At 60.4% G+C, this 23,230-nt stretch carries 11 protein-coding genes and 1 rRNA gene; all 12 read right to left on the minus strand.

Features of this window, described 5'->3' with window-relative positions; all coding sequences use genetic code 11:
* A 16S ribosomal RNA gene (locus tag AC1AYR_RS09030) occupies window positions 1-356 on the minus strand; the annotation flags it as partial.
* Window positions 357-1,088: 732 nt separating this feature from the next.
* The gene (locus AC1AYR_RS09035; protein ID WP_034525915.1) at window positions 1,089-2,915 is read right to left on the minus strand and encodes a ComEC/Rec2 family competence protein; all 1,827 of its coding nucleotides are present in this window, start codon (window positions 2,913-2,915) and stop codon (window positions 1,089-1,091) included.
* Window positions 2,915-3,784, minus strand: coding sequence for a ComEA family DNA-binding protein (locus AC1AYR_RS09040; protein WP_476512379.1), 870 nt, complete (start codon window positions 3,782-3,784; stop codon window positions 2,915-2,917). Before AC1AYR_RS09040 ends, AC1AYR_RS09035 begins: the two co-directional genes overlap by 1 nt.
* 161 nt (window positions 3,785-3,945) lie before the next feature.
* On the minus strand, window positions 3,946-6,888 hold the full coding sequence (gene leuS, locus AC1AYR_RS09045) for a leucine--tRNA ligase (RefSeq protein ID WP_034525913.1): 2,943 nt from the start codon (window positions 6,886-6,888) through the stop codon (window positions 3,946-3,948).
* 71 nt (window positions 6,889-6,959) lie between these two features.
* Complete coding sequence (brxL, locus tag AC1AYR_RS09050; RefSeq protein ID WP_476512378.1) at window positions 6,960-9,215, minus strand: BREX system Lon protease-like protein BrxL; 2,256 nt, start codon at window positions 9,213-9,215, stop codon at window positions 6,960-6,962.
* Between the two features lie 61 nt (window positions 9,216-9,276).
* Window positions 9,277-11,913 carry a BREX-1 system phosphatase PglZ type A gene (gene pglZ, locus AC1AYR_RS09055; RefSeq protein WP_476512377.1) on the minus strand — a complete coding sequence of 879 codons (2,637 nt, stop codon included), beginning with the start codon at window positions 11,911-11,913 and terminating at the stop codon, window positions 9,277-9,279.
* 96 nt (window positions 11,914-12,009) lie between these two features.
* Entirely contained in the window at window positions 12,010-13,578 is a 1,569-nt protein-coding gene (locus tag AC1AYR_RS09060) for an ATP-binding protein (RefSeq protein WP_476512376.1), read from the minus strand.
* Window positions 13,579-13,593: 15 nt separating this feature from the next.
* Window positions 13,594-14,409: an SMODS domain-containing nucleotidyltransferase gene (locus AC1AYR_RS09065; protein ID WP_476512375.1), complete on the minus strand. Its 816-nt coding sequence runs from the start codon at window positions 14,407-14,409 to the stop codon at window positions 13,594-13,596.
* Between the two features lie 3 nt (window positions 14,410-14,412).
* The gene (locus AC1AYR_RS09070; RefSeq protein WP_476512374.1) at window positions 14,413-14,979 is read right to left on the minus strand and encodes an SLATT domain-containing protein; all 567 of its coding nucleotides are present in this window, start codon (window positions 14,977-14,979) and stop codon (window positions 14,413-14,415) included.
* A gap of 5 nt (window positions 14,980-14,984) precedes the next feature.
* On the minus strand, window positions 14,985-18,662 hold the full coding sequence (gene pglX / locus AC1AYR_RS09075) for a BREX-1 system adenine-specific DNA-methyltransferase PglX (protein ID WP_476512373.1): 3,678 nt from the start codon (window positions 18,660-18,662) through the stop codon (window positions 14,985-14,987).
* 120 nt (window positions 18,663-18,782) lie between these two features.
* Entirely contained in the window at window positions 18,783-22,475 is a 3,693-nt protein-coding gene (brxC, locus tag AC1AYR_RS09080; protein WP_476512372.1) for a BREX system P-loop protein BrxC, read from the minus strand.
* Window positions 22,472-23,212 (minus strand): DUF1788 domain-containing protein, encoded by a 741-nt coding sequence (locus AC1AYR_RS09085; RefSeq protein WP_476512371.1) that lies wholly within the window; start codon window positions 23,210-23,212, stop codon window positions 22,472-22,474. Before AC1AYR_RS09085 ends, brxC begins: the two co-directional genes overlap by 4 nt.
* Between the last annotated feature and the right edge of the window lie 18 nt (window positions 23,213-23,230).

Genomic DNA, 23,230 nt, shown 5'->3' on the forward strand with positions numbered 1-23,230 from the left:
CTGCTGCCTCCCGTAGGAGTCTGGGCCGTATCTCAGTCCCAATGTGGCCGGTCGCCCTCTCAGGCCGGCTACCCGTCGAAGCCACGGTGCGCCATCACCACACCGTCAAGCTGATAGGACGCGACCCCATCCCATACCAGTAAAACCCTTTCCCAGAAGACCATGCGATCAACTGGAGCATCCGGCATTACCACCCGTTTCCAGGAGCTATTCCGAAGTACGGGGCAGGTCGGTCACGCATTACTCACCCGTTCGCCACTCTCACCCACCAGCAAGCTGGCAGGATCCCGTTCGACTTGCATGTGTTAAGCACGCCGCCAGCGTTCATCCTGAGCCAGAATCGAACCCTCCACAAAAAACTTGCAAAGAGAACCATAAATGACCCTCATTAAAAACAATTGACGGAACCTCTAATAAGGAAAGAGGTTCGCACAAAAACCCCGACACCCATCAAACCCCCTCGGGTACTCCGGAAAACCGAAGCGGGCATCGGACTGGCAATCATTGACTATAAAGAAGTAAGTAGTACAACACACTCTTGAGTTCTCAAACCACCACACACAGCCAACCCCGGAAACCAACCACAAGAGCGGGAACCAGAAGCCGACCGGCAGCAAGAGATAAACATACACCACCCGGCACCACCACGCAAACCCGCATACGAAAACCACCCCGGAAACGTTGCAAACACAACAATCCACCGGCGTGTCGAAAACAGGCCCAACAAGCCCCACAACCACATCATAACCCCCACCGACACACCACCACACCACCAAAAACCACCAACACACGGCGTGTCACAACAATTCAACCAAACCAACCACCCCATTCACCAACACGACACCCACACGACACCACGCCACACATCCACCCAACCCGACAACCACCCACCGACGCGCTCCGCGCGCCACCTCCCGCCAGCGGGAGGACACAACACACCACACACACGAAACACGCACCACACGAAACCACACACACGAAACACGCCCCCGCCGGCGGGGGCTCCCGGCGAAGCCGGGTGGGGGTGGACCACCACCCACCAGCGACGACCCACCCACCACCGGTGGCAAACACCACAGTCACCATCCTCAGCTCCAAGTGAGCTTGCTAATCATACGATGCGTGTCCTGCCACCAGAGGCGGAGGCGGTTGCGGGGGTTGCTGGTGAACGGGTCGCCGAGCAGCATATGGGCTCCGGACGGAGGCGAAATCCATCGGCACACGAGCCTGATGCCGACGATCGTCGCCGCTTCCAATACGACAATCGCACAAGCACCCGCCACGCCTTCCATCCATGGAATCGTCGCCTGATTCCCGTCCCCCAGACGCATCGCGACCTGTTCCATGATCCGCGTGCCCCATGAGGAAAGCCATGCGCATAGACGCGCCGCATCCATGTTCGCCCATGCGACTGCAAGCCCTGCGAGACCGGTCATCGTGGAGAATGCGACCACGGGTGCGACGAGGATGTTCGCGGGAACCGACCATATCGGCAACTGTGGTTCCATCAGCACTTGAATCGGTAGTGTCGCCACCTGCGCGGCGACGGTCATGGCTATCGCGTCGGCGAGCGCATCGGGCAGCAGCAATGCCATGACGGCGGCCATGGGTCGTGCCATGAGGATGATGCCGAGCACGGCGGCACAGGATAGGGCGAAGCCGAAACTCCATGCCAAGGCGGGGGCCGTCAGCAGCATCACGATCACGGTGACGCATAACGCGCTCAACGCCTGCGAGCGTCGGCCGACGAACAGCGCAGCGGCCGACAACCATCCCATGACCAGTGCGCGGGTGACGCTGTCGCCGGGCGCCATCATCGCCGCCATCAGCGTCGTGGATATGGCGGTCAGGCACGCGACCGCCTGCCGGGGCATAAGCAAGTATGCGCCCACTCTGCGGATCAGCGCGGCGACGATGACGAAATGTCCGCCGGACACGGCCATGAGATGCATGATTCCGGCGCGGCGGAAGCAATCCTCCAGTCGGCTCGCATAGGTTTCATCAATCGGATCGTCTCCCGTCGTCGAATCCTCTGTCGAATCCTCTGCAGAATCCTCTGCCGAATCCGATTCCGGGATTCCCACGTGATCTTGTCCGAGGAATCCCATGGTGAGTCCGGGCACGAGGATCCGTCCGGAATCGTCGAGGCCGTCGGTCGCATGGAAGAAGGCTTCCTGCACGCGTTCACGCCACCGATCGAACAATGGCTGCCGTTCGGTCATGCGTATGCCCGACATGTCCGGCATCGAACCGGAAGCCCCGGCATCGGTCGCCGTGTCGTCATCGTCTCCGGAGACGGTCAGCCAGAGCGGCGTCGCACCGAGTTCCGCTTCCCGCAGTTCCCCGCTCACCCGATAGCCGGCGCCGCGATGCAGTCGTCCGCAATCGGCACCCGACACGAGCAGCCGCACCTGCGCATGTGATCGCGTCGCGACGGCACCATCATCCAGATTGACGAGACGGGTCTCCGCCTGACAGTCGGCGTCTCGCATGGACGATGTTTCGACCGGTTCGATGACGCGCAGTCGTGCGGTGACGCGGACGGGACCGTCGCGCGCGCGGATCGTCGCCGGATCGAACCATACGGCCGATTCCGAGGCCCATGTCGTGACGACGCCCAGCAGAAACGCTCCCACGCACACGACGATCAGCATGCGGCCGACGCCCCGGCGCGCGCATCGTTCCGCCACGATCCATACGAGAAGGACGGCAATCGTCACGACGCATACGGCGATGATCGGAGTCACCGAGCTGCCCTCTCCGCCGAAACCGCCTTCTCCGGAATCGTTTCTTCCGGCGAACAACGCCATGCATCGGGAGAACGCTTCGCGCGCGATCAGACAGGACGCCCACAGGGCGATGGCGACGGGGAGCAGTCGCCGGTCATCGCCGCCACGTTCCAACCGCTCGCTCATCAGACCTTCACCTCCGGCCTGATCTTCTCCAGCGTCTTCGCGCCGATGCCGGGCACGTCGAGCAACTGGTCGACGCTGCTGAACCGTCCGATTGTCGCACGGTGATCGATGATCTTCTGCGCTGTGACCGGACCGATGCCGGGTATGGCGTCGAGCTGCTCCAGCGTGGCCGTGTTCAGGTCGACGCGGGTATCCGTCGGCTGCGACGGCGATTGCCCCGGCGCCGTGCCGGAACCGGTTGCCGCCCCGCCGCCGGACTCCCCCACTGCGCCATCCTCCGTTGAACCGTTCGACGTCGGCCCATCCGTCGTACCGGGACCCGCCGTCGTACCGTTCGATGGCGTACCCCCGCCGTCGTCTTTCTCCGTCGCACCACCGCCGGAAGCGGCCGACGACGTACCGGACGCCGCTTCGATTGCCGCATAGTTCACGGCCTGTCGTATGAGCAGGGTGAGACTCGCGCAGGTGGCCATCACCATGATGAGGATCATCGCCAGCGCCTGCGTGGCACCGAATCTTAACCTCGGTCGGCCATGGCGGGCACGGTCGGCGAAATGCTCGTCCCTGTCAGTTCCGCGCACGCCGGACAGTTCGGAGAGCGCGACTTTCGGCCGCACGTCGTCCGCGACGGGAGGCAGCGGAACCGGCGGCACGGCGAAGTCCGCATGCCCGCCATACGACGGGAACGCATCGTACGCGGTCGACACGTCCGCCGAACCGTATCCGACCACACCTTCGTATCCGACCGCATCACGGTATCCGACGGCATCATCGAAACCGACGGCACCGGCGCCTCCGATGCCGTCGGCATTGCCGTATCCGTCGTATCGGATGCGACCGTTTTCGTTTCCACTATGACGAACGCCCATGCCTCCACTGTGGATGAGGCATGGGCGTCGAGTCCAACGCTCCGGCGAATGTGGATAGAGCCCTCAGAATCCTTCACATTCGCCGCGGCGATTGTCTAATTATTGTGTGCTATCCGTGTCACATGTCACGCGGGACACGCGACGCGGATAACGCGGGCGAATCATTCGGCCGGGACGATCGAGACGATCTTCGGGGCCTTGACGATCACCTTGCGCGGCTCCTTGCCGCCGAGACGGGAGGCGACGGCTTCGAGCGCGAGCTTCTCCAGCTCGGCCGGGTCGATGTCCGGGGAGACCTCGAGCTTGGCGCGCACCTTGCCCTTGATCTGCACGACCGCGGTGACCGTATCCTGACCGACGTACCTGTCGTCGGCGACCGGCCACGGCGCGGCGGACAGGGACTCGGCGTGGCCGAGACGCTGCCACATCTCCTCGCAGATGTGCGGGGCGATCGGCGCGAGCATGAGGATCAGCGGCTCGACGGCGGCGCGCGGCACGGCCTTGAGGGAGGTCAGGTGGTTGTTGAGCACGATGAGCTTGGCGATGGCCGTGTTCGGACGCATGTTCTCCATCTCCACGGTCACCTCGGCGATCGTGTTGTTGAGGAGCTTCAGGGTCTTCATATCCGGCGCGTCCTCGCTCACGTGCGCCTCGCCGGTGGTCTCGTCGACCACGTTGCGCCACAGGCGCTGCAGGAAGCGCATGCCGCCGACCACGTTGCGCGTGTTCCACGGACGGGACTCGTCGAGCGGACCCATGCTCATCTCGTACAGGCGGAACGTGTCCGCGCCGTAGTTCTCGTACATGTAGTCCGGCGTGATGATGTTCTTGAGGCTCTTGCCCATCTTGCCGAACTCGCGGTTCGCGTGCTCGCCGTTCCAGGTGAACGTGGGTTCGCCGTTCTCGTCGGCAGGGCCCTCCACGACCTCGTCGGCCGGCACGTACTGGCCGCGGTCGTCGGTGTAGGCGTACGCCTGGATCATGCCCTGGTTGAACAGCTTGTGGAACGGTTCGGCGGAATCCACGTAGCCGAGGTCGAAGAGGATCTTGTGCCAGAAGCGCGAATACAGCAGGTGGAGCACCGCGTGCTCGACGCCGCCGATGTACAGGTCCACGCCGCCCTCATCACCCGAATACTTGTTGTGGTTCGGACCCATCCAGTAGTCGAACTCGTCCTTCTCGACCATGTGGGCCGTGTCGGTCGGGTCGATGTAGCGCATGTAGTACCAGCAGGAGCCGGCCCAGTTCGGCATCGTGTTCGTGTCACGGTAGTAGGTCTTCACACCGTCGCCCAGATCGAGCTCGACCTTCACCCAGTCCTCGTTGCGGCTCAGCGGCGCCTCGGGGTTGGATTCGGCGTCCATCGGGTCGAAGGTGCGCGGCTGGTAGTCGGGCACGTCCGGCAGGTTGATGGGCAGCGCGGAGTCGGGCAGCAGGTGCGGGGTGCCGTCCTCGCCGTAGACGATCGGGAACGGTTCGCCCCAGTAGCGCTGGCGGGAGAACAGCCAGTCGCGCAGACGGTAGGAGACGGTGCCCTTGCCGACGCCGGCGGATTCCAGCCACGCGTTCACCTTGGCGATGGCGTCGTCGACGCGCAGGCCGTCGAGGGAGAGCGCGTCGCCCTTCGCCTTGGTCGCTTCGACGGAGGAGTTGATGACGATGCCGTCGTGGGAGACGAACGGCGCCTTGCCCTCGTAGTTCGCAAGGTCGTCGCCGGATTCCGGCAGCGGCTTGACGGTGTAGATGACCGGCAGTCCGAACTTGACGGCGAAATCGTAGTCTCGCTGGTCGCCGCCCGGCACGGCCATGATGGCGCCGGTGCCGTAGTCCATGAGCACGTAGTCGGCGGTGAACAGCGGCAGCTTCGCGCCGGTGATCGGGTTGATGGCGTACAGGCCGGTGAACAGGCCGGTCTTCTCGCCGGCCTCGTCGACGCGGTCCTTCGCGGTCTTCGATTCGGCGGCGAGACGGTACGCCTTCACGGCCTCGACCGGAGTGGCGTAGCCGCCCTTCCAATCCTCGGGGGTTTCGGCCGGCCACTCGGCGGGCACGTCCTCAAGCAGGTGATGCTCCGGGGAGACGACGGCGAACGTGGTGCCGAACAGGGTGTCCGGACGCGTGGTGTAGATCTCCATGTCGCGCGTGCCGTTCGGGGTCTCGACCTGGAAGTGCACGGAGGCGCCGTGGCTCTCGCCGATCCAGTTGCGCTGCATGAGCTTGACCTTCTCCGGCCAGTCGATGCCGTCGAGATCCTCGATGAGACGGTGGCCGTACTTGGTGATGCGCATAGACCACTGGCGCAGCTCACGCTGGAAGACCGGGAAGTTGCCGCGCTCGGACTTGCCTTCGGCGGTGACCTCCTCGTTGGCGAGCACGGTGCCCAGACCCGGGCACCAGTTCACCGGGGACTTGGAGATATAGGCGAGGCGGAAGTCGTTGAGGATGTCCTGCTGCTCGGCCTCGGTCAAATCGCCCCACGTCTTGCCGTCCGTCTCGTGGCCCGGAATGGCCTTCTCGCCGTTCTCGAACTTGGCGACGAGCTCGGAGATCGGACGGGCGGAGCCCTTCGTGCCGGACGGGTTCGTGGCGTCCTCGTCGTACCAGGAATCGTAGATGCGCGAGAAAATCCACTGGGTCCAACGCACGTAGCCGGGATCGATGGTCGCGAAGGTGCGGCGGTCGTCGAAGCTCAGACCCATGCGGTGCAGCTGACGCGACATGTTCGCGATGTTCTGCTCGGTGGTAATGCGCGGGTGCTGGCCGGTCTGGACGGCGTACTGCTCGGCGGGCAGGCCGAAGGCGTCGTAGCCCATGGCGTGCAGCACGTTCTCGCCCTTCATGCGGTGGTAGCGGGACACCACGTCGGAGGCGAGGTAGCCGAGCGGGTGGCCCACGTGCAGGCCCTTGCCGGACGGGTAGGGGAACATGTCCATCGCGAAGTAGGAGGGGCGCCCCTCGGCGTTGCGGCCCTTGCCGTCCTTCAGGTCGCCGGAGACGTTGGCGGCCCAGAAGGTGCCCTCCTCATCCCACTTCTTCTGCCATTTGTTTTCGATGTCCTGCGCCAGTGCGGCGTTGTAGCGGAACTTCGGTTCGGTCTCACTCATAACGCACGATAATACACGCGGCTACGCCAATCATGCCGTCCGGTCGCGCATGATGGCACGGCCGGCCGCCGTCAGTCGCCCGTGCGCCTGTAGTCGATGCCGAACTCCTTGACATGGCGCAGCCTCTGCTGCCTGAGTTGGGGATTGAACCAGTTCGCGGCGTCATACCATTGGTAGATGTCCAATCCCCTGCCGAGGGAGACTCGCCATCCGGTGTCGGTGATGACGAAACGGTCGTGGGCGGTCGTGCTGAACTCGTAGGTGAGGATGATGCCCAATTGGCCGTATGCGGTCTGTAACTGGGTGAGATTGTCGTTCTGCTGATCGGCGTACTGACCGTCCTGCTTGGTGATCAGATGCACGTGCACCTCATCACCCCTGTCCGTGTAGTCGTACACGGTTTCGAGGAATTCAGCGAGATTGCGTATCTGATGCGAGGTCCGGATGTACGGATCCTGAAGCGTGATCCGTTGCGCACCGGCCACGTATGCTCCGAACAATCTGTTGTAGCTGACTCCGGTGCGGCCCTCGGCGAAGTCGAGATGCCCCTCCTGCGCCGCCGCGGCGGCACGTTCGATGCGCGACATGGCCGGTTTCGCGGGTTCGTCGGTTCGCCCGGTTCGCCCGGTTCCAGCGGTTCCAGCGGTCCCAGCGGACTTGTCAGAGCCGATGGCGCCGGCGGAACCGACGGCGCCGGAGGAGACCACGGCCGCCGCACGCGCCGCGGTCTCCGTCGTCTCCGGCACGACCGCACGCGCCTCGTCGGCGGGTTCCCCGTCGTCTTCGACGGCGGCTCTCCCCCGCCAGTACAGTTCCGGGTAATCGTCCTCCTCGACCGTGTGCACGGCGATCGGTTCCGCTGCGCCGGCGCGCGTGTACGAGAAGTCGACTTCGGCCATCGTGGAGTCGATGCGGCACAGCTGGTCCTTGACGCGTTTGCGCCCCTCGATGGCGCAACGCAGCAGCGGCTCCATCTCCTCCATCGTCGCCTCGCCGGACGGGTAGATGAGTTTCATCAATCCGGAGAAGGTCTTGCGCACGCCGTCCTTGTCTCGTGTGGAGAGCGTGGGCGAGAGTGTGAAGTACCGTTCGAATCTCAGGCCGTAGTCCACGTCGCGCAGGTTGTGCAGGATTTCGGCGAGATAGTCGACCACGAAGCCGTAGCCGGAGGTGAACATCTCGGATCGGATCTGCTCGAACTCCCAGCCTGGCACGTAGTAGTGGATGCGGTCGAGGAAGGCGGGGTCATGGTATTGGACGGGCAGTTCCTCGAACAGGTCGGTGTTCTTGAGCATGTACGGCACGTTGTGCAACGTGTTGCCGACGAACACCATGCTCGCCTCCGCCTGCATGGTGTTGCGCCCGCGCGAGAACGACTTGTTCGCCATGTAGTTCTTCATGATGTCCACGAGCGCCCGGTCGGCGCGTTTCGTCCTGCCGGCGAACTCGTCGAATGCGACCGTGTCCCAGTAGCCGACGAGACCGATCTGCCCGCTCGAATTGTTGACGAACAGTTTCGCCGCGGTCACCTCGCCACCGGAGATGAGCATGCCGTGCGGCGAGAATTCGGAGTAGATGTGCGATTTGCCGGTGCCCTTGGGGCCGAGTTCGATGAGGTTGTAGTTGCGTTCCACGAACGGGACCATGCGCACCAGATGCAGCAGTTTGGCGCGGGTCGAGAACAACGCCGGATTGAATCCGACCGATTGCATGAGCAGGTCGACCCATTCGTCCGCCGTGAACCGCGAGCGCATCGCGAGGTAGTTCTCCCGGTCGTCGTGGGACATCTGCACGGGCATGAGGCGGTGCAGCCGCCACGGCACCTCCTTGGGATCGCCGGAGTAGGCGTAGACGAGCGTGCACATGCACCAGATGCCGGTAACCATGAGTTTGGGATTGTCCTTGGCGGTCTGCGGGTCGACGACCACCCGGCCGATGCCGAGGTTCTCGAACGTGGCCTCGTATTGGTCGAGTTTCTCGTTGAGCGCCACCTGCACTTTGTCGATGACCTGGTAGCGGCCTTTCTCCCTGATCTTCGACTGGATGAGATTGGCTTCCTCGCGGTGCACGTAGTTGTCCGTGAGGATGGCGCGCACGCGTTCCACGCCGGATCGCACGCTTTCCGCGTCGGTGGTGGTCGCGTATTTGCCGAGCAGGTATTCGAGCACGTATGAGGGGACGAGCGCGTTGCCTTTGACCTGGCCGACCAGGTCCTTGCGTACCGTGTAGCCGGGGAATTCCGCCGTCACCTTGCGGTCGAGGTCGTTCATCTCGGGGGTGCCCACCGTCTTGTCGACCGTTGCGGCCGTCTGCCCGTTGTCCGTCATGCTTTCACCTTACGCCCGTTTCGTTCGTCACCGGACCGTCCGTCGACGGACCGGTCATCCTTCAGAAGTCGAAGCCGTCGTCGATCACGAATCCGCGTTGGAGGCGGTATTCCGCTTTGGCGTCGAGCGGGCGCATCTGCGAGGAGCCTTCGATGCGTTCGCTCAGCCGCAGTTCGATGACGGTGTTGTTGAACCGCTCCGCGTCCGTGGTCAGCAGGAACGTGGCCGGCACGTGGCGTTCGCTCGCTTCCTTGGATGTGGAGGCGAAGGCGAGCGGCACTTCGTTGGAGATGAGCGTGGCACGTCCGTCGCTTTCCACGCCCCATAGTCCGGCGAGCACGGTGCGTGCGGAGATCTTCCCGCCTACGGGTTCGGTCTGCAGGAAGTCGACGGTGATCTGCCCGGTGGTGATGCGGTCGGCGTTCTGCAGGATCCTGAATTCCACTCGTCGGGCGTCACCGGCGGCGGAGCGTCCCTTGTTGATGTGCAGGACTGGTACGACGATCTCCGGCAGCGCCGCGCCGCCATGCACGTACCGCACGCCGTCGCCTTGGCGACGCAGCCGGTGGATGCCGTTGGGCACCTGGATGGTCACATGTTCGTTCTGCGGGTCGTCGAGGCCGGCTTGGGCGGCGGTGAACGTCGTGAACGCGGGTTTGGGCGTGAGGGCGGCTCCGATGACGAAGCGTCGGCTGGTGACCCAGATCGTGTCGCCGGAGGGTTGTTCGCTGAGCCATTCGCCGTCCGTCACGTCGTGGTCCTGGTAGAGGAATCCGTGGTCGGCGGTGACGATCATGTTGGTCACGTTCGCGCTGGCGAGGCGTTTGACGATGGCGTCGAGTTCGTCGATCGCCCGGTCGCATGCGGCGAACACGTTCGATTCGTTCGTCGCCTTGTCGCCCGTCGCGTCGATGACGTTGTGGTAGACGTAGAGCACGTTGCAGGATTTGACCAGTTCGCGGTATTCGTCCCGTTTCATGTCGAGCAGGGTTTCCGCTTTCACTGCGGCGCCGCCCACCTTCGCAAGGATCGCGGCACGCGCGGAGCTTCCCTTGGTGGGCCGTCCGTCCGCCTGCACGCAGTAGTGGTCGGCGGGGTCCAACGCCAGTGCGGCGTGCGGCAGCAGCGCGGCCATGCCGAGTTGCGTGTATGAGGGCAGTACGCCCAGCTGCGCCTTCATCGTGGCGGTCCAGCGGCTTTGCGCCGTGATCCGTTCGTGGAATTCCTCGGCGACCTCGTAGCGCAACGCATCGGAGATGATGACGGCGATCTTTTTGCCGGAGTCGGTCACCTTCTTCACGTTGCGCGCGTAGAAGTCGGATTGCGCGGGTACCTCGTCGATGGACCAATCGGCCATCGTATTGACCTGCGCCTGCCATGCGACGCCAAGATCGTTCTGGTAGCGGGCGTATTCCCGTTCCAGATCCTCGGCGGTCGGCCGGCCTTGGAACGGTCGGCCGCCGGTCTTCCATGCGGCGATGAACCGGCGGTAGTATCCGTCGACCTGGTGGAGTCGCTCCGTGTAGAGGCGGAAGCCTTCCTGCGCGGATGTGATGGATTCCACGAGCGGATGCGCTTCCCGGATGCGTGCGCGAAGCGCGCTGGCGGCGGCGATGATGGCGTAGTCCTTGGCGAAGTCGTCGTACCACAGGCCGTACCGGCGTGAGGCGACGATGCGTTGCACGTCGTCGTCGGTGATGCCGTCGTTGCCCAACGCCTCGTACAGCAGTTCCCTGATCTGCGCGTCGACCTCGCGGAAGATCCCGTGCGACGCGAGCTCGTCCAGTCGCATGCCGGTGATCTCGGAGTCGAGCGCCAGATCGGCGAACACGTGTCCAGACAGGTCGCGGATGACCGGCGCGAAGCGCGGGTCGTTATGCCACATGTCGAAGTCGCGGCGGATGTTCGCGTAATGGTCGGCGCTGTGGTCGTCGTCGCGGAATCCTCGCCATGCCAGCCGGAACAGCCAGATCGCGAAATCCTTGACGGTGGGATTCGCCAGTTCGTGCGCGGTGTCGAAGTGGTAGATGCCGCGGGTGCCGTTCCAGTGGTAGTCGCCTAGTCCCATTGCGGTGATGCGTTCGATGCCGCTCGTGTCGTCGCGCGCGTATTGCGCGAGCAGTTCGCGCCATATGGCTTGCAGGCTGTGTTCTCCTGCCGGCAGGTGCAGGAGCACGGCGATCATCTTCGCTTGGAGGAAGCGTGCGTCGTCGTCCGGCCGCAGGCGTTGCGCCAGTGCGTTGACGAGCCGGTCGTGTTCGAAGAACGGTTTGGTCCGGCGCATGATGGTGAGCCATGCGTCGCGCGTTTCGGCGGACGCGTCGCGCGGGAAGAGTTCGTTGACGATCATCGTCAGCCTGTCCGCGGTGAATGCGGGGCCGTAGGCGAGTTCGAGGTCCAGTAGCCAGTTGTCCTCGTCCTTGGGCAGTTTGCCGGTGAGGTATACGAGGAATTTCGTGGTGGGCTGTTCGATGAGCATACGGTATTTCACCGCGAACGGATTGCGCGCCAGCCGCACGACCTCGACGTCGCGCATTGTCTCGTCGGCCGCGTCGGGGCCTGCGATGCCGTCCAGCAGGTCTGTGAATTCGCCGTGTTCGTCATGCCAGAACACGATGCGTCCCGGGCTATGCGCGGACCCGTCAAACACCGAGAATCGTGCCGCCAGCAGTCGGCTGATCTGCGTTTCACCGCTCATGCGGGTTCCTTTCCTCTCTCATCTCAGGTGTCGGGCATGGACGACACTTCATCTTCTTTTACCTGAATGCGTCGAGTATAGTCGACACCTTCAGGGCTACGACTGTTCGCCGGCCGTGGTCGTATCGGCCAGAACATACCGCGTGGATCGTGCCGCTCCGACGCGGCGCAGCAGACCGCGGTTCACCATACCGGTGAGTATTTTTTGCGTCTGACGTTCCTTCAGGTCCAATAGCCCGCTGACCATGATGGAGGTGATTTCACTATTATCCTGCGCGTAACGGATGACCTGACGTTCATCTTCGGTCAATTCGATAGTATCGCGCACTTTCCCGTCAGTATCCCGCACTCCAGACGCGGTATCCCGCACTGAATTAGCAGTATCCCGCACTCCAGACCCGGTATCGCGCATTTTTTCACCAGTATCCCGCACTGAATCAGCAGTATCCCGCACTATTTCACGAGTATCCGGCACTTCCGATTCGCCATTCACCGTCACGCCGTCACGCCGGCGATAGATGTTGATGCGCAGGTCGGTGTCGCCGCCAAGGAATTCCGGCTCAGGCAAGCCGGCGTCACGCACTTCTTCGATGATGCGCGGAATGCCACTGCCCCAGTGTTCGATGAGCCGCATGTAGGAGAACGCCGTCGCCAAGGCTTCGTTGCGGATCTTCGAGTAGCCTTCCTTCATACGTTCGAGCGTCTGCCCCATCGGGAGACGACCGGGCGAGGTGATCTCCAACCGGTCGTCGTAGATGGCGACATGGATGCTGGAATGGTCGATGTAGCTGCGGTGTACGACGGCGTTGACGATGAGTTCGCGGATCGCGTCGGGCGGAATTTCGTACACGTCCTGGCGGTATACGCCCTCGAACCGCGCTCCCATATGGATGTTGCGCAGTACGTATTGGTATGCCTGTTCGACGAGTTCCCATGGTGTGCCGGTGAATTCACGGCGGTCCACGAACACGGCTTTGGTGGAGCCTTTGAACACGCCGCATTGGACGACGGAACGCACCGGCCCGTTGATGCCGTTCAGGATCGCGTAGGCGTTCGTCGGTTTCAGCGCACCGTCGCGTTCGGTCAGCACGCCCCATGCGAGAAGCTGCCTGGCGGTCACCGGCTTCACCTCGTCCAACCCATGCTTCGCATTGGATTTGGCGACCGTTGTCATCGCATCGCACAGTCCGGCGATATCATCGTCGGTCGCATCCAGTTCAAGGCATACGGTCTGGTCGAAGCTGCGGTTGCTGCCTTCGAACAACAGTTCCTTGATGGTCGCCGCATCGGCCTGTCTTGTGGTGCCGGCGACGCGCACGAACGTGCCCTGATCGCGGCCCAGCGACTTGATGAAGTACGGGCGTTGTGCGCCGGGAAGAATCTCCGCGATGATCACTGTTTTACCGTCGATGTCGCGCATCGAGATGTCCGGGATGATCAACGGCTCGCAGCTGTCCGCGATGGCGTTGGAGATGGCGTCCATGATGGTAAACACCTGATCATCCGGCACACCGACCACGTTGAGCGTCTGGTCCTCGATGCCGAATACGATGCGCCCGCCCTCGCCGTTGGCGAACGCCACCGCCGTCTTCACATACTTGATGCTCCGATCCGGCAACGCCACCTTATACTCGACGTTCTTCGATTCACCTATATCGATCCGCATATGACCACCAACTGTTTATTTACCAGCCATGTAGCGCAGAACTTTGCCCAGACACTCATTGCTTTTCTGCGCATTAACGGAATCTCCGCTTCCGGGAGCTTGCAAGCAATCGGGATCAAACTGGACATAGTTTTCCCAATAGTCAAGCAGTTTTTCTTCATATGTACCTCTGGGCGCAGAAGATGTTTCTCCAGGATCACACCATTTCCATCCGCCTATAGCAGAATAAACAAAACTATCAATCACAATGCCAGAAAGATGATAGCTGATGAAAGAAGCATCGCGAATAACTCGCATATGCTTGCACGTATCAATAAGCAGTCCATTAGAAGAGCGGTCGCGTTGTTTTATGGCTTCTTGCTCGGCTTTAGGATTGCTTGAAAGCCAGCGTCCTCCTTGATTTGAGTCGGGATAGTCATATGTTGTATTGCCAAGCCGATCTGTAGAGACAAAAGCCGGCAATACCTCAAATCTCATCCCGTCAGAGAAGTTAATCTTTACGACTTGCCCATCCGCCCGTAAATCACTTGAAGAATAAGAGCATTCTATTGCATCTTTAACTGCTTGCAATAGTCGAGATTGTCCATTAATTCGATAGGAATCGTAACGCTCATATTCCGCACGCGAAAGAATTACCATGATATCAATATCACTTGTATCAACCGCGGTTCCACGACCATAAGATCCAACGTACATGCTATTTTGTGTCTCACTGTTCAAGTCATTAAATTCTCGATTTACTGCCTTAGTGACAGTTTTATATCTTTTAGAGATAAGACTGCGAGTTTTCGCTGAAATAATTCCGGAATGCTTCCTAACTAAATTTTCCATTCATTAACTCCTTTTCCGAAGAGATATCGGTAAGCCACTATCAATCTCTTCATCCGATATATCATCATCTTTGCTTTCTCGCAAAGCCTTCCCTGCCCGACGAACGGCACAATCTGCAGTTTGAGGAGAAGAAGCATTTATTTGATTGACATCCTTTATGATAGATGCAAAATCTTCTCTCAATTCAGAGTATTCCTTGCCTCTTAGCTGTATCTCAAGCAATAAAAGCACGATACGGTCCTTTGCAGCAAGATATTTGACCGCGCTTTCTCTATGGCTCTGAATGAGTTTCTCGAAATCGAACTGCTTAACGACGGTAACAAGAACTGTCAAGACACACGACACTAGTGCTGAGACAAGTTTAATCCAATACTCGTTATTAAATAACAAGGTTATAAGTCCCGCAGACATGACGGCAGATAAGCCTATCTGAGCAGCAGAAAAAAGCTTCGCCACAGCAAGATAGATATCTGCTTGCTTCTCTTGTATCTTGTGCGACCACATTACTCGACCGAAAACGTTTCTTACACAATCTTCCAATACATCATATTCTGATAGTTTTTCAGTCATCGATCTCACTCCCCCAATGAATGGGCGGGCCAGGTCCAGGATTGGACGGTGGCGCGTTTTTTTTCGATGGCGGGGATGGTGCGCAGGGCCGCGCCCATGCGCAGATAGTTGACGAGGACGCCGTCATCGAGGTCGATGGAGAGGTTGCGGGTGGCGAGCGGGTAGAGGGTGTCGCGCTCGTAGTCGGCGCACTCCTTGACAGCGGTGCGCAGTTTCTCGCCCTTGCGTACTTCGGCCGGCTTGCCGGAGGCGATCAGGCTTTCGGATTGGGCGTCGAGCTTGGCGACGAACTCGCGCAGGTACTTGAGCACCGTGTTCGTGGTGGCTGGCGTGTACCGGTGGAGGTAGACGAGCGCGCGGAACGTGCCCTTCTTGTCGGTGCGGCTGGAGTACATCCAGTAGATCGGACGGTTCTTGTACATGCGCACATGGTCGTCGTAGAAGTCGACGGCGAAATACTTGCGCAGGCTCTTGCCAAGCACCTGTTCGATGTACGCGATGTTCTCGTTCAGATGCCGTTCGCCGCATGCCACGGCGAGGAAATCGCGGAAGCGTGCGGCCATGTCGTCCTCGAACCATTCCTCGTCGGTGATGGGGATGACGTTGTCCGCATCCGGCTCGAACGAGGGGTTCGGTACCTGCGCATGGTAGTCGTCGAGGATTTCGCCTTGGGAGGCGAGGATCAGCCCCGGTTTGTCAAAACTGTAACGCCCGAACATGCAACCGACCGCATAGGAGATGATCTCCTTGACGATGTCGACCGCCATGTTCGCATCGCGTTCGACCGGACTGGCCTTCGGGTACGCGAACGCCGGGTTACGCTTCAATGACACGCGTTCGATCGGCACATCGCACGGGACTTCATCGCGCACACCGTAGGCGTCCGCGACGAGTTCGTTGTTCCTGATTTCGCGTTGACGCTGTTCTTCGGCGATCCGCTTGCAGCGTTCGATATACGCGGGAATGCTTACGACAAGCGAGGCATCTCGACTGTTCTCCAGAATCTCCAACCCACGGAAATCCCACGAGGTTTCATAGGAGTTCCAGTCGAATTGGGAAGCATTAACCAAAGAATTATGCAGCGAATTGCAATAATTTTCGAAATCATCAGTAAGCATAAATGGCAAAGAACGTAGCTGACCAGCTTCAAAAGAAATAGTCGGGGACAAGGCTTTCAAAAGCTCATGAGCAACAGAAGAATTCAGATAACAATGCAGCCCTCTCAAATGACTCAGGGATCTGACACAAACCGCGGAACCAGTGAAGGCAAACTGTCCCGCATGGAACCGGAAGGATACGTTATCCGATGCAACATAACTACAGGCAATAGACTTTGAAAAGGTCATTTCCGTATTTCGTGGTGTAGCAAATGGAAAAGTAAGTAACTTCGTTCCATTACTAGTCCAATCAACGATGAACTCGTTATTGCCATACCATTTCCTGAAATCACCACCTTTATCACACGGAACCCATTTCCCTATTTGCTTTTCATCCCATTTTGTACGGCTAAAATCAATCTCATTAAATGAGCATTCAAACCAATACCGAAGAAAGATGTTATTATCCCCGGTGGTGAACCCCTTAGCGACATTTGCAATGTCGCTCAGGGGTTCACCACCGACCCCCTTAGCGATTTTTATGAAAGAGTTCATTAGCGACAAAGGAAGCCAGTATACAATCACATTACCAGGCATCTGAAAGAACATTCTTTGATCTATCAGATATCCCTCATTGGAATCGATATTATCAATGCACTCACGAAGATAACAACTCTGCTTAGAATCACCATGAATATCAACTAAACGATAAAATCTACCTTTATGGTTTCTTTCTCCATTCTCAAGAACAAACGCAACGGTTGATACAATTTCACCGCCAATGCTGTCAAAAGCACCAGATCCCAAGTGAATCAATGAATCAAAAGTTGTATCGGCAAGCAGTTTCTTTCTTAATTCGAGGAACGCGGACAGGAACATCCACCCCTGCATGGTTATCATGCCGATTAATGCACTGTTCTTGGCTAGTACAGTGTTGCGCAGTATGAATGCAGAAAATAAATCAGTCCTACCATCAGGGTAGACACTCTTAACAAAATCTTTCAGCACGCGCCCCATATTTTTTGAACTTAAATATGGCGGGTTAGCGACCACTACAGCGTATTTGCGGGCGAGGTAGGCGGTCTGGGTGAGTACTTGGTCGCCGCGTTCGATGAGATGCTCGTCGAACAGCATCGTCGTATCCGCGTGGGTCACGTTGTCGGACAATGCGGCCAGTTCGATATCCGGCTGGATCAGCGAACCGTACACGTCGGCGTTCCGGTAGGTGTTCCACGTATCGGCGTCGAAGGTGACATCGTACAGCTCGTTGAGCTCGTCCACCTCCTCATCGGTGAAGGATTCGGGCGTGATGCGCTGGACGTTCGGCTGCACCTGCTTGCCCCTGCGGAAGAAACGACGGTAGCGGCCGCGCGCCTTCATCGTCAACGCGAATGCGGCCAAGTTGGCGGCGCGCTCGTCGATCTCCATGCCGTAGAGGTTGTGCTCCAGAATCAGCGCGGGAATCTCGTTGGCAGAGTAGCCGGCCTCATCGTAGATGTCGTAGAGCAGGTCGAACGCGTAGGTGAGCATATGGCCGGAGCCGCATGCGGGGTCGCAAACGGTGAGGTCTTCGGGGGTGGCGATGTGGAGTACCCCCTCTGTCAGCTTCGCTGACACCTCCCCCTGAGAGGGGGAGGATGAAGAAACACTCAGCTTAGACACCTCCCCCTGAGAGGGGGAGGAAGAAGAGGAATCCTTCTGCTGCGCATCCTCCGGCTCGATGTAGTATTCCCACGTTGTGTGGAGCTGGGATTCGGGGTGGCTTTGCGTCCACAGGCGCCCGACGGTGTTCTGCACGAGGTACTGCACGATCCAGTCGGGGGTGAACAGCTGGGTGGCGGCGGGGATTTCGGCGGCACCGGCCTTGCGCGACTTCTTGAAACCGGCCATGACCTCGTCCTTGCGGTCGGCGATGTAGAACTGGTACAGCCAGCCGATGATCTCCACATTGCCTTGGCCCTCGTCGCCCACGCAATCGGCCACGGTCATCGTCTCCACGGCCTTGCGCAGCACCGAATCGGAGGCAAGCAGGTCGGCGGGCATGAGAATCCCGTCGGCGGCACCGGCCTTGTCGAACATGAACGGCAGGAACCGGTTCCAATAATCGCAGTAGGCGCGCAGCAACAGTCCGTAAGCCTCGCCCTGCGGGTCCTTGCTGGGTTTCGAACCGTCCAACAGCCCGGTGATCGTAGGCACCAACCTGGTCTTCGCGCCCACGTTCACGTCGAACACGTCCGGATCGAACTCGCCGCGACGGGCCGCGGACAGCACGGCCGGCAGCGCATCCGGATTATCCGCATCCTCGCCGGACACCACATGCGTGCCGGTGAACTCGTTCGCATCCATGTACCGCAAGGCGATGATTCTGTTGAACCACCGGTAGGCGTGACGTTCCGCGGTCCTGGCGCGGCCCTCCTCGCCGCCGCCGTTGCCCCTGATCTCCTCCTCGAGCTTCGCGAACGCGCGCGGATCGTCCACGCGGGCCGCCGAATCCGGCATCATCGCCGCATCCAACTTCGCCCGCACCGCCTTCATCAGTGCCACGCGAGCCTCGGCCGCGAACCCCTGCAACTTGCTCGTGTTCATACTTTCCCCTTATCGCTTCCAATTCCGGATTCTCAGGAGTCTCCGAGATACAACCAATTTGCAATATCAGCGGTTGTGGTGTGGATGTACAACGGATTGCACATCCACACCGCAGCCGGGTCACAGTACAATACGTTTCCCTTCGTGGATGGCAACCATGAGCTCACGACGGTACGCGTCGAGGAACTCGTCCACGTCATGCTCCGTACTCAGTATCGGCTTCGGCCGGGGCGGCGTGACGCGGATGTTGCGGTCGACCGGCTCGACGTCTCCCCCATTCGTGGGAACCGTTCCGGTCTGGAGTCTTCGCCCGTCGGACGCCACCGGCGACACCGTGGCGTGCCTGGGCGCGGATGCGGTCGACACGTCGGCGGGAGCATCCGTCACCTCCTTCGCCGCATCCAACCGGTTGACCAACGTCAGATACAGGTCGCCGCGCACGGTATCCGCGGTCTGACGGATATCGGCGATGTATTTCGCCGACTCGATCCTTGCGGCCGCATCATCCAGCGAGCGCAGCGCCTGCCGTTGCGCGTCCTCGCGGGCGGCATGGTAGGAGTCGAGGCCGGTGATCGATTCGCGTACGGTTCCGACGTCGTCCAACGCACGCTCGCGCTCCGCGGCCACCAGGTCGGTCAGGTGACGCTGGAGTTCGGCCAACTGGGTTTTGAACAGGTTGACCCGGTTGCCTTGGAACAGTTTCGGGTCGTTCGCCGTGGCGAGCACCGTGTCCCGTTCCCGCTGCACCTCCGCGGAGGCGAGCGTGAAGTTCGAATCGTTGGTCTTGATCCATTCCAGCCCGTCGGACAGTATGCCGCGCTGCGCTCCGTTGAGCACTTTGCGGATCGGGTCAATCACGTCCTCCTTGTCGTCAAGCAACGCATCCGTATTATTGCTCTCGCTTCCGGAGGGGAAGGTTTCGAGAATCCACTCGTCGGGTTTCGCGGCGACGGTCTTGAGCCGCTTCAACGGTTCGTCGAGCGCCGCCACGAAACCGAACCTGCCGTTGGCGGCCTGCAGCTTCTCGATCGCATACGCTTCACCAATCAATCCGTTTTTGACGCGTTCGGCCATCTCCTCGGCGTCCTTGGGCAGGCTGTCGCCGGTCATGCCAAGGTATTCATTGGCGAATTCGCGCAGTTCACGCAGCTTGCCGGCATCGTAGCGTTTCGGCACCTCCACGCGTATGCTTTCGGTCTTCTTCTGATTGGTCAGATAGGCGACCACGTCGGTGCGGGGTATCCGGTTGCCGTCGAGAACCAGCCGAATCCGTTCGTGGCCGTACAGATGGCATAGGCAGGCGAGCGTCACAGGCAGCGGCCAGCCGTACGGTTCGGCCTCGTAATGCCTGACGATGTCCTTCACGGTGGGTGTGAGGTTGAGGCGGCTCTGACCGGTCACATAGTCGGCCACATCCTGCGCCGGCAGATCCAGACGGTCGGCGGAATCGGTGCCGGCAAGCTTTTGGGCGTCGCGAGGCGGGTTGGTGTTGGCGAGCACCGTGGGCAGATCCCGTTCGGTGTACGCGAGCCCCTCCACCAACCGGAAGTTGGTGTACAGGCGGCCGATCAGCGTCTGCATCGCCTCCGCGACGATGCTCGCCACGTCCTCGTTCGCCTTCGCGTCCAACGTGGTGCCGTTGTAGGCGATGACCGCCGAACACAACGCTTTGGACACCTCCGCCTTCAGTTCCCGCTGCATGATCTCAAGATTGCTGCGCTTGTCGTCGATGATGCGCTTGCGCGCCCCCTGCTCGTTGGCATGCAATCGCAGATACTTCTCGGTCTGTTCGAACGTGGTCAGATCGCGCATGAGCGAGGAATCGGCGTCGTCAAGAATCATGCGGAGTTCACCGCGTTCGCCGGACGAACGCAAGATCTTCGCGTCCAACGGCATGACGACCATCGGGGTGACGATATGCAGCGTGATCGGCTGGGTCTGCCCCTGCGCCACACTGTCGATGGTCAGACCATAACGGAATCTCGTTCCGGCCCGTCCCTGACCGTATTCCACGGCCAACGGCCGGCCGAGAATATCACCGACAGTATCGTTCAACCGGCCGCGAATCTGCCGATCATCGATGTCGGTGTTCTTGATCTCGCTTTCGACCGCCTGTTCGTCGTTGGTCAGGTACTCGTATACGTCGCCGGTGCGGTGCACGTAGTTCTGCCGTTCCAGCACGTCCAGCGTCTCATGGATGCGCCGCTCCATCTCGGGCAGATCCACTCCGAACCGACCGAGCGTAAGAATACGCAGGTTGCGTATGTTGGCTTTGAACCCCTCGACGTGCTTGACCAACAGCAGCGCCTTGAGCAGGGGCAGGGCCAGCGGCCGAACATCGGGGTCGAGTTCGCGTTCCGCCTCGTAGATGCGATGATTCACCGAACTTTGGATGGTGCCGGAGATACCGTCATACAGGTCACTGAACGGTATCAGGCCTCCGACCGTATCGGTCTTGTGCTCCGCCAGCGCACTGCTGACGGTGGCCAGCAGCGAACGCTCGCCGACCGAACGGTGCTGGCCCTCGAAGAAGTCGGCACGGCTCATGCCGCGCATCGCATCCTGGAACAGCGTGAACTGGTAGTTGACGAACGGGTAGGTGGCGATGAAGTCCTCTTCAGTACCGAACGCGGCGCTCTTGTACTGGCGCACGCCCCCCTCGCCCTGGAACGTGAACAGGGCGTCGAGTTCGTCGTGATGGCTTCGCCACAGCCGTTCGACGGCCTGCTCGCCCTGCTCGTTCTTGGTGAGCAGTCGCTTCTGGATGACCTCGATCGCGTCGGCGCTGGACAGTTTGAGATTGACGGCGAACCGACCCTTGATCTTCGTGAAATCAAGTCCCTGACTGACCGAACGGTCGCCGATGACGGCGTCAATGTCCTCCTGCGAGGTGACGATCACCCATGCCCGGCCGTGTGTGCGGGAAAACAGTTCCTCCGTCACCGTCTGCAGGTTGAGCATGCGATTGACGTCCGTTCCGACGAACTGACCAATCTCGTCCACCAGGAACACCAAGCGATGACCGGCGCCCTGATGCTGCAGCCAGTCGTTCACGTCGTCGGCGAAATCGGCGATGCTCGGATTGTACTGTTTCTGATAATCCTTGAGGATACCACGAACCTCTTCACCGGTCGTGGCGGCGAGCGCCCTGTCGATCTTCGCACCGGAGAATGCCGCCTGGACGCGACCCCGGCTCCACGGCTTGCCGGAGATAATCTCGAACTGACGCTCGAACTCCTCCAACTGACCGTCGTTGTCAAGATCGCGTTCCAGTTTCGCCACATACCTGTTGGCGCCGAAATACCCTCTGGCTTCGTCGAACACGCGGATGAACGTGTCGATCAACGCGGTCTTGCCGCCGCTCTGCGCCTTGCTGTCGATGTTGAACAGCAGCGAGGTGGCGGGAATACGGCTGTTGACGTCCAGCAGTCCCTCGAGCTCATGGTTCCCCGCCTCGCGGGCCTTGGCCTTCATGATGTCGATGACCCGGGAGCGGTCGATCGACTCATGCCGCGGGTCACGCCCGTCATGCGGATCGCGCGGGACATCGCCCAGGATATGGGACAGCATCTTCAGCAGGTGCGATTTGCCGGAGCCGAAGAAACCCGAGATCCAGACACCGTTCGTATAGTCGGCGGACGGATCGTTATACACGTCGAGGAAGCGTTCGAGATTGGTCTGGATCTCATTGGTCAGCACATACTCGTTCACCTCGTCGACGAGATGGCTGTCGTCGCCCGCCTTGATCACCCCGTCGACTTTGTCTTCGATGTCCTTGGCGAAGATGCTCTTGAACTGCGGCGAATCGCTCATGCGTCGGCTCCTTCCCTGATCGCGGCGTTGAGGCTGAAGGCACGGTAATAGTTGTTGGCGTCAAGACGATTGAACAGTCTCATCACCGACACCGTGGACGCCGTCTTCTCATAGGTCCCCGGGAAGAACAGCACCACGGGGGTCCTTTCATCGATGACGTCCTGGACCATGTTGAGCAGCGCGTGCGCGCGAATGTACGGATAGACCTGCCCCACGCCGGTGAAGAACACGATGTCCGCCTCGCCGTCGGCCCGCGCCTGCCGGTAGCGTGCGGCGAGCGCATCCTTCAGATCGTCGTTGTCGGGGCCGAGCATGCCGGCGAGCGCCTGATAGAAGTCGTCATCCTCCAGCGCGGGCCACGGGGGCTCTTCCTCACCGTCCCGCGCGTCGTCGTCGGGATCGCCATGCATGTCGGGCTCCTGTTCGATGGCGGAGTCGAGCACGTCATCGTCCTTCATGATGCGCATGGCCAGCTCGTACAGGTCGATGACCAGCACGGCCGGAGCGGAATCGTCCGGACCGGTCGGATCCATGCCCTGCAGACGGTTCACCAGTATCGGGACGCGACGTTCGACTTCCAGTTCGCATTCCGGCGGATAGGCGTAGATGTAGTTCGCCGGCTCGCCGCCGGTGTCTTCGCCGGTGCGGAACCGTCGGGGGCGCATATACCGGTACAACAGGTCGAACTGCTGTTCGATGTTGGCTGGCGGACGCCGCGCAGAATCGCCGAATGCCATCGCTTCCCTTGTCTCCTC

This window comes from Bifidobacterium sp. LH_417 (assembly GCF_056357035.1).